Consider the following 8,981-nt stretch of genomic DNA (forward strand, 5'->3'; position numbering starts at 1 on the left):
CGACGGCGGCAGCGCCGCGCGCCAGGGCAGCGCCTACCGCAACGCCGACGGGAGCGCCGGCCGCCAGGGCAGCGCCAGCGTCAGCGGCCCCAACGGGGGCAGCGCGACCACGTCAGGCTCCATCGCGCGCAGCGCCGACGGCAGCGTGGCCGGCTCGCGCACGACCAGCGCCACCGGCGCCAACGGCAACAGCTACAACGGCTCGACCACGGTCAGCAACGGCAATGTCACGCACAGCGGCACCTGCACGAATGCGGCGGGGGAGACGATTGCCTGTCGCGGGGATCGCTAAGGGACGGCGAAAGCACCCGTCGGCGCCGCGTCATCGCGTGCGCCGGCTGGTTGCCATTCGACGACGCTGGGCAGTTGCGGCTGTCCCGCGTCGTTACACCCATCGAGCGCCATCCGGGCCGGAATACCCGCGTTCGAGTACGGATCTGTCACATGCCTGGCCGTCGCGGAACTGCTGCCGGTCCTCACGGTCAGGCACGAGCACCGCCGATCGAAAGCACCGCCATGACCGCCATCACCGCGCTTCTGCTGGGTACGTTCGCGGCCGCGCCCGCGACCTACGAACAAATCTCCATGGCCTGCCATATCGCTATAAACCGCGCACTGAGCCACGTTGCCGCGTCGCCGCCGACGGGCAGCACCGGTGGCGAAACGAACGATGCCGTCGAAGCCCGCTACACGCAGGCGAGCTGCCATATGTCCACCGTCGTGCCGGGCCGCGCCTACGTCTACCTGACACCGAAGGGCAGCTTCGCCTACTCCCACGGCCCGTACTACGTCGTCGAACCGTCCGGCGAGATCACGACCCAGCGCGATATGCCGTGCGAGGAGCATCCGAGTGCTTGCGAGTGAAGCGAGACCTCGCGGAAAGTCTGAACACGCCACGAAAACGGCTTGCCTGAGGATTCGATCGCACGGTCGCGGCGACTCGAATCAGCTCGAGACGGCGCTGCAGAAGACACCAACCGACTTCCGCATCAGCGGCCCTCAGGTGCAAGCGCCCTTCGTCGCCATACCCGCTTGGAGTCCATGAACAGACCACGCGAGCCGCGTGTGAATCTGCGCTGTTCTTCGCCGGCATCTTGAAACGCGTCTTCGCATGACGCAAAGCGGCGGCCCGTCAAGCGGGCCGCCGCAGGATGCGACTCAACGCCTGTCACTTGTTACCACGATCCGCATTCCTGCTGCTGCGCGGATTGTCGGCGTCTTGGTCGGACACGCGGTTGCGCTGATTGACGCGATTGTTGTCGTTGTCGACGTCGTTGCCGGTGGTCTGGCGCGCGTTCCTGCGCTCCGTCTCGTAGTCAGCCTGGCGCTGCTGGCTCTGCTTGGCCTGCTGGTTGTCGGCGCCGGGATTGCGGACGTTGCTGTTCGGCGGACGGTTGTCGGTATCGTTCGGCATCAAGTCTCTCCTTGCGAGTGAGCTGCGCTGGTTGCGCCCCTGGGATTCCGCAATCGCCGTGCCATCGGCCGAGGCCGCTGCAAATGCGCATGGCTACGTTGGCCGCTCCGGCAATTCGCACCGGTGCGCGCAAGCGTCGTGCACGATGCGTCGACCGGACCGATGCGAAGTAGCGACGACTTCCTCGATGACCGAATCGATCGCCGCCGACACCGGTTCCGGCGGGACCTCGATGCCGTAGCTCGCGCACGGCCGGCTGTCGGCCGACCACGCAAGGGCACTGTGCCGCACGTGGTGGTTCGGTCAGCTGATCGCCAACACCGACATGCATCTCGGCAGCTCCGGCCTGATCCTGGCCGATGCGCCGCCGCCGTCGGCCGCGCCGGTCTCCGACATGCGGCCGATGGCGCTGCGGCCGAGTTCGCAAGGCACCGTGACATCGCGCGTGCAAGCGACGGCGCCGCCGGTCTCCGGCAGGCAGAGCACTGGCACTGGGCGGCGGAAGACACCACCGCGTTCGGGTACGCGGTACAGCCCGATTCGGCAACAGCCGCGGACGTCAGCGGCTACGCCGCGCAAGCCGTACAGGAGATCCGTCGCAGGGCAGCGCGGTTCCAGGGCCTGCCGAGGCGTTTCCTGCTCGGCCCGGCCTCGAGTCCGTCAGCGCCAGTCCTTGCTCGATCACTCGAATCGGCAATATGATCCATATACGTTTCGTATATAGGACGCTCCATGGGCATCGTAAACATCGACGACGAGCTGCACGACCAGATCCGCAAGGCCAGCGCCGTGGCCTGCCGGTCGATCAATGCGCAGGCGGCGTTCTGGATCAGGATCGGCATGCTCTGCGAGATGAATCCGACCCTGACGTTCAACGAGATCGTCGCGCGGGAGCTGCGCGCGGCCGGTGTCGAGGCGCCGGCCGTCAGGACGGCAAGCGCGTGACCAAGCGGCCCGACGAGATCGCGCTGCTCGCCGAATCGGGCCGGCTGCTCGCGCAGGTGTTCGGCCATCTGGACCGGCTCGACCTGATCGGCATGACGACGCTGCAGGTCAACGACCTCGTCGACCGCTTCATCGTCGGGGAGCTCGACGCGCGTCCGGCGAGCAAGGGCCAGTACGACTATGCCTATGCGCTGAATTCGTCGCGCAACGACGTCGTCTGTCACGGCGTCCCGTCGGCGGCGGAAGTCCTGCAGGACGGCGACATCGTGAATTTCGACATCACCCTGGAGAAGAACGGCTACATCGCCGATTCGAGCAAGACCTATCTCGTCGGCGACGTGTCGCCGGCCGCTCGACGGCTAGTGCGGGTGACGTACGAAGCGCTGTGGCAGGGCATCCGCGCCGTTCGTCCCGGCGCCCGGCTCGGCGACATCGGCCATGCGATCGAGCGTCATGCCCGGCAAGGCGGTTACTCGGTCGTGCGGGAATACTGCGGGCACGGCATCGGCCGCGAGATGCACGAGCCGCCGCAGGTGCTGCACTGGGGCCGGCCGCAGACCGGACTGGCGCTGCAGGAAGGCATGGTGTTCACGATCGAGCCCATGCTCAACCAGGGCAGCCGCGCCGTGCGGACCGAAGACGACGGCTGGACCGTGACGACGCGCGACGGGAAGCTGTCGGCGCAGTTCGAGCACACCGTCGCCGTCACGCGCGACGGTGTGCGGGTGCTGACGCTGCGTGCCGAGGAGCGCGCAGCGGGCTGAGCCGACGGCAGCCTACATTCCGTCGACTGCGCCGCCGCCGGGGCAATGCATGCCTTCCCGGCACCCCAGGCGACGCCACGGCCCCGGAATGCGACAATCGCCGGTCCACCCACCCTACAGGAGCCTCACCATGAAGAAGTGCCGCGCCCGCCGCCGCAAAGCCCGCCTCGGCCGTTTCCTGCAGTCGCGCGCCAAGCTGTAAGGCCGCGACGCACCGGCGATGCGCTCGTTGCAGCCATCGCCGGCGGTTCGGGCCAGATCGGCCATTGCGCCACCGGCGGCCCGCCGTTTTCCGCCATCCTTCCACAATCCCTCCGTATCGCCGCATGAGCTTGCATCTTCGCCACGAAACACCCGGCGATGCAGCAGCCATCGACGCCGTCACCGTCGCGGCCTTTCGCGACGCGCCGCATACGCAACACACCGAGCAGTTCATCGTCCGCGCGCTGCGCGCGGCCGGCCAGTTGAGCGTGTCGCTGGTGGCCGAGCACGACGGCGTCATGGTCGGCCATGTCGCGATGTCGACGGTCGCGATTTCCGATGGCGCAAAGGACTGGTACGGGCTCGGACCGGTGTCGGTCATTCCCTCGCATCAGGGCCGCGGCATCGGTTCGCAGCTCGTCACGCAGACGCTGGCCGACTTGCGCGAACGCGGCGCCGCCGGTTGTGTCGTGCTCGGCGAGCCGGGCTACTACAGCCGCTTCGGCTTCAGGGCCGAGCCGCAACTGAACTTTCCCGGCGTACCGCCGGAATACTTCCAGGCGCTTCCCTTCGGCGCGGCATTGCCGCGAGGAAACGTCTCGTATCACGAGGCCTTTTCGGCCCGCGCGTAACGCCCGCCGGCCGCCGTGGCACGACGCCTCGCGGAGCGACACGCAGCGACGTATCCGTCCGGCGCAACGCTGCCGGCCACCCGCGCCTCCCGCCGCCAACACCTTGCAGCGTCGGCGCGGCGCACGCAGACTCGACCGCCCAGGCGCCGCGCGCGCCCTCCGCGAGCGTGGGAGGTTGCATGACGACCGACGACGAAACCGTCCTGGCACGCACCTTGCGGCTGCGTGCCGCCGGTCCCTCGCATCCGCTGATCCGCTTCCGCACGCGCCGCTTCGATCTCGCGGAAGAGCCGGACAACCCGATCAATCCGATCCGCGGCTGGTCGCTGCTGGAGTGGCTGCGCACGCAACCTCCGGTCGGCGCGACGTTGTCGGAAACCGCCGCGGAGGACTGGGGCTGGTATGCGATAGCGACCGTCGACGGCCGCTGTTATCTGATCGGCGCATCAGCCGAGGAAAGCGCGGACGGCAATCACGCCTGGACCGTATTCGTCGACAAGCAGCGCTCGCTGTGGGAGAAGCTGCTGGGCCGCGCGCGGATGACCGCCGAGGACGCGTGTTTCCGCTGGCTTTGCGAGGCGGTCGCGCGCGAGCCGCAGTTCACCGATCTGTCGGCGGAATAGCGGCACGCCGGCCCCCCTGTCTCTAGCAAGGGCTGGAGCAGACGCCGGATGAGCAGGGCTTTATCTGCGAGGTTGCCGGCACCGGCCAGTATTTCACGCGCGAGCGGCTGCGGATCTTGGTGGAGCGCGTCCGTTGGCCGATCGCACAGTCCTTGCTGGTAGTCGAATACGTCAACCGGCTCGACGAAGATTCGCCGCCGCAGCCGATCGACTGAAACACCTGATTCCACCGACGGCATTCGTTGCCGACCACGGCACACAGCTTCTCGTTCGCCCGAGCTGCCGATGAGCCTGCGCGACTACCAGGCGCGACAACGCAAACGTTCGCCGCGCTGCCCCAGCAGCGCGGCGAACGTCGTCAATCACACCTCAGAACTTCGCATCCACCGTGAAGAACACCTGCCGCGGCGCGCCCTGCAGCACGGTGTAGTTCAGGCCGGCCGGGTCGGACGCGACGAAACCGTTCGAGCCGACGGTGCCGAAGTAGTTGCGGTCGGCGAGGTTCGTGACGTTGGCCGAGAGTTTCAGCGCCGACAGCGGACCGAGGTCGCCGATCGTGTAGCTCGCGCCGGCGTCGACGACCCAGAAGCCCGGCACGGACGAGTCGTTGACGTAGGTGATGTAGCGCTTGCCGGTGTACTTCGCGCCGAGGCTGAAAGCGAAGCCGTCGAGGTCGTAGGTCAGCTGCGTCGCGAACAGCTGGCGCGGCGTGTCGACGACGTCCTTGCCGTCGGTCGGGATCGCGTTGGCGCCGTCGAGGTAGTCGTCCTCGTACTGCGAGTCGGTCCAGGTCAGCGAATTGAACCAGCTCAGGCCATCCATCGGGCGCCAGACGAACGTGGCTTCGGCGCCCTGCGTGCGCACCGAGCCGACGTTCGCGAGCACGGTCGGGCAGCCCTGGATGCCGCTGCACTGGGCGATCGCGAGCAGGCGGTTGTCGAACTTCGTCGAGTACAGCGCGAGCGAGGCGTCGAAATTCTCGTGGCTCGAACGCAGGCCGCCTTCGAAGGACTTGGAGCGTTCGGGCTCGAGCGTGTCGCGGATCGCGTCGAACGCGCTCTGCGACGCCGAGAACGGGCCGGACACGCCGGGCTGGAACGCAGCCTGGTTTTCCGCGTAGCTGAAGAACAGCTCCTCGCCGTCGCTGACGCGCAGGTTCGCGCCGAGCTGCGGCAGGAAGTTCTTCTTCGCGGTCAGCGAACCGCTCGCGCGCGTGCCGATCAGATTGACGGCATCGGTCTGCACGTCCTGGCTCTTGAAGCCGACGTCGACCTTGAGGTTGCCGTCGAGGAAGCTCATGCGGTCCTGCAGATACCACTGCGTCGTGTCGGTATCGAAGCGCTGGCGGAACTGGCGCAGAGCCGGGTTGCGCAGGAAATAGTCGTCGACGATCGGACCGTCTATGCCGTAGAAGTTGCGCTGCAGGCCGTGCACGCTGGTCTCGAACCAGAAGCCGCCTTCCAAGGTGTGATTCTCGATCTGCCAGACCAGCGCGCCGGTATAGCCGGTGCGCTCGATGTCGTATTCGGTCGTGCGGATCGAGATCGGAACGGTCGCCGACGACGGCGCATACGGCGTGAACCAGTGACCCTGGCCTTCGTTGTTGTGGTAGTAGCTGCCCAGGCGCAGGTTCAGGCCTTCGCCGAGGCCGAAGTCGCCCGACAGGCCGACGAGATCGTCGTCGCGCAGGCCGCGGCCGAGGTAATAGGCGTCGTCGAGGCTGTTGACGCCGCCCGAATAGACGCCGTTCGCCGCGTCGACGGCACGCTGCCAGTCCGGCGCGTAGTTGTCCCAGTCCCAGCCGAGGCGGCGCTGCGAATCGAGCGAGTAGTCCGCGTAGTCGACCTCGTTGCGGCGCGAGGTGCTGACGAGCAGCGCGAGATGGCTGTCGGCGAAATCGTAGACGGCCTTGCCGTTGAACTGGGTCTGCTCCTGCTCGCCCCAGCCCTTCCACTTGTCGGTCGTCGAGTAGGCGCCGCTCAGATAGGCAGCGAAACCGGCGTGGTCGCCGATATCGAGGCGCGCGTACGTGCGCCGCGTCGCGTCGCTGCCGACGGTCTGCGCGAGGCGCGCGCCGTACTGCGGCAGCGGATCGCTCGAGGCGAACGCGATCGTGCCGCCGAGGTTGCCGGTCGACGCCGTGCCGAGCGCGCCGCTGCCCTGGGCGACTTCGGCCATGCCGAGGTTCTCGGCGATCAGCGCGCGGCTGATGTGCAGGCCGTTCGTGTTGCCGTAGCTCATGTCGCCGAGCGGAATGCCGTCGAGCGTGAAGCCGAGGCGGTTCTGGTTGAAACCGCGCAGGCTGATGCGCGTCGACCATTCGTAGTTGCCCCAGGGATCGGCGGCCTCGACGTGCACGCCGGGCAGCTTGTCGAGCAGCTTCAGCGGACTCGTGCCGGCCGGCTTGGCGATGGCTTCCTCGGGCAACACGCGCTGGACCTGGCGCGTCTCACCCTGGCCGATCACGGAAACGGTATCGAGGGTCTGGCTCGCTGCGGCTTCGGCCGCGGTTTCGGCCGCAGGACCGGTGTTCGCGTCGACGCGGGTTTCGGCGACGGCGGCGGTCGCGGTGCCGAACAGCAGCGCGGCGATCGCGAGGGACAGCGGATGCAGTGTGACGTTCATGTCGTTCTGGCTTTTTTGAGACGAGCGACAGCGCGCGCCTCCCTGCGGCGCGTTCGTCGAAGAGTCGTTCGGCCGGCAGTCCTCGCCGCGCCCGATGCGCGGCACGGCACGCGTTCCCCGCCGGCCCTGCCGCACAGCCTCGCGACAGCGCGCCGGACAGCGCCACGCTGCGGCGAAGCGGCGCGACGATGCGCGATCAAGATGACATGGCGTTTGCGCGGACTTTGCATCGGCGCCGGGCTGTCACGCACGCGCAATGCGGATTGCCCGTGACGCAGCGATGAACGGTGCAAGCGGCACGTCACGTGCGCCGACGTGCCTCATTCGGAGCCCGGCCGACGACGCGCGCCCGTCGCGCGGCCATCAACCGAACGCCAGCCCCAGCGCCCGCGCAACCGAAAGCACGTCCTCGCTGGCCGCCGTCAGCGCCGGCGTGCGCGCGGCGAGCCGCGGTCGTGCGTCCAAGGTGCAGGTGAGCGCGGCGTCGAGCAGCACCGCATGCGCGTTCGCGAGCGCTTCGCCCTGTGCGGCGGTCAGCAGGCCGTGCTGCGCCGATAGGCGGATCAGGTTCGCGCTGTCGCTGGCCTGCAGCAGCGGCGGAGTCGTCGCCGCGTGCGCGAGCACCAGCGCCTGCAGCAGGAATTCGATGTCGAGCAGCGCGCCGGCGCCCTGCTTGAGATCGAGCTCGGCCGTGCTGGAGCGGTCGCGCTCGGCGCGCCAGCGCGCGCGCATCGTCGCGACGTGCGCGAACACGTCGGCGCGGTCGCGCGGCAGTCCGAGCACGGCGGATCGCGCCTCGCCGAAGCGGCGCGCGAGCGTCGGGTCGCCGGCGAGCAGCCGCGAGCGCACGAGGGCCTGGTGTTCCCAGGTCCAGGCGCGTTCGCGCTGGTAGTCGGCGAAGCCCTGCACGCTCGTCACGAGCAGGCCCTTGCCGCCGTCGGGGCGTAGGCGCACGTCGACTTCGTAGAGGCGGCCGGCGCGCGTCATCGTGGTCAGCAGATGCACGACGCGCTGGGCGATGCGCGCGTAGTAGCGCTGGCCGTCGAGCGGCTTGGCGCCGTCGCTTTCGACCTGGCCGAGCGCTTCGTCGTAGAGGAACACGAGATCGAGATCCGAGGCGAAGCCGAGTTCGGCCGCGCCGAGCGAACCGTAGCCGACGATCGCGAGGCCGCTGCCGGCCCCGCTGCGCCCGGGCAGGCGGCCGTGCTGGCGCAGCGCATCGCGCTCGGCCTGGGCGAGCACGGTCGCGACGATGGTCTCGGCCAGGACGGCCAGGCGCCGCGCGGTCGCGACGGCGTCGGCGCGCCTGCCGAGGAACGCGAGGCCGAGACGGAAGCCGAGGCTGTGCTTGAGCTCCTGCAGCAACTCGATCTCGGCTTCGGGATCGGGCTCGGCGGCTTCGAGCGTGGCGACGCGACGCGCGATCTCGCCGGCGATCGCGCTGCGGTCCACGGGTACCGCGTCGAGGCGCGGATCGAACAGGTCGTCGATCAGCAGCGGATGCGCGATGACCCGCTCGGCCAGCCAGGCGCTGTCGGCAAACAGCGCGATAAGGCGCTTGCGCGCGGCGGGCTGTTCGTCGAGCAGCACGAGATACGCCGCGCGGCGCACGATCGCGTGCAGCAGGCGAACGAGGCGTTCGAGACAGGCGGCCGGCGCGCGGCTCGCCGCGGCGGCCTGCAGCAGCTGCGGCATGAGCCGGTCGAAGCGTTCGCGCGAGCCGGCGGCCATGCTGCGCACGGCCGGCGAGCGCGCGAGACCCAGCAGCGCTTCCCGC

General features: G+C 68.8%; 8 protein-coding genes and 1 pseudogene. 6 read left to right on the forward strand and 3 right to left on the reverse strand.

The features are described from left to right. Both NON22_RS15695 and NON22_RS15700 read left to right on the forward strand, forming a co-directional pair. Positions 1-292: pseudogene (locus NON22_RS15695) on the forward strand (hypothetical protein); the annotation flags it as partial. A 224-nt stretch (positions 293-516) separates the two neighbouring features. Beyond that, positions 517-864, forward strand: coding sequence for a hypothetical protein (locus NON22_RS15700; RefSeq protein ID WP_257387890.1), 348 nt, complete (start codon positions 517-519; stop codon positions 862-864). 304 nt (positions 865-1,168) lie between these two features. On the opposite strand, the gene NON22_RS15705 is transcribed toward NON22_RS15700, so the two are convergent. After that, positions 1,169-1,414, reverse strand: coding sequence for a hypothetical protein (locus tag NON22_RS15705; RefSeq protein ID WP_257387891.1), 246 nt, complete (start codon positions 1,412-1,414; stop codon positions 1,169-1,171). A gap of 732 nt (positions 1,415-2,146) precedes the next feature. On the opposite strand from NON22_RS15705, the gene NON22_RS15715 reads away from it, so the two are divergent. The 4 genes from NON22_RS15715 to NON22_RS15730 all read left to right on the forward strand — a co-directional run bounded on the left by NON22_RS15715 (position 2,147) and on the right by NON22_RS15730 (position 4,579). Further along, positions 2,147-2,359, forward strand: coding sequence for a ParD-like family protein (locus tag NON22_RS15715; RefSeq protein WP_257387892.1), 213 nt, complete (start codon positions 2,147-2,149; stop codon positions 2,357-2,359). Further along, entirely contained in the window at positions 2,356-3,123 is a 768-nt protein-coding gene (map, locus tag NON22_RS15720) for a type I methionyl aminopeptidase (protein WP_257387893.1), read from the forward strand. The genes NON22_RS15715 and map overlap by 4 nt, the downstream gene beginning before the upstream one ends. Positions 3,124-3,449: 326 nt before the next feature. After that, positions 3,450-3,956: a GNAT family N-acetyltransferase gene (locus NON22_RS15725; protein WP_257387894.1), complete on the forward strand. Its 507-nt coding sequence runs from the start codon at positions 3,450-3,452 to the stop codon at positions 3,954-3,956. A gap of 179 nt (positions 3,957-4,135) precedes the next feature. Further along, positions 4,136-4,579 carry a hypothetical protein gene (locus NON22_RS15730; protein ID WP_257387895.1) on the forward strand — a complete coding sequence of 148 codons (444 nt, stop codon included), beginning with the start codon at positions 4,136-4,138 and terminating at the stop codon, positions 4,577-4,579. A 369-nt stretch (positions 4,580-4,948) separates the two neighbouring features. Here the strand turns inward: NON22_RS15730 and NON22_RS15735 are convergent, their stop codons facing one another. Together NON22_RS15735 and NON22_RS15740 are read right to left on the reverse strand one after the other, a co-directional pair. Then, the gene (locus NON22_RS15735; protein ID WP_257387896.1) at positions 4,949-7,204 is read right to left on the reverse strand and encodes a TonB-dependent receptor; all 2,256 of its coding nucleotides are present in this window, start codon (positions 7,202-7,204) and stop codon (positions 4,949-4,951) included. 363 nt (positions 7,205-7,567) lie between these two features. Further along, a partial coding sequence (locus tag NON22_RS15740; RefSeq protein WP_484600505.1) for a [protein-PII] uridylyltransferase family protein occupies positions 7,568-8,981 on the reverse strand: 1,414 nt, incomplete at its 5' end.

The organism is Tahibacter caeni (assembly GCF_024609805.1).
Lineage (GTDB): Bacteria > Pseudomonadota > Gammaproteobacteria > Xanthomonadales > Rhodanobacteraceae > Tahibacter > Tahibacter caeni.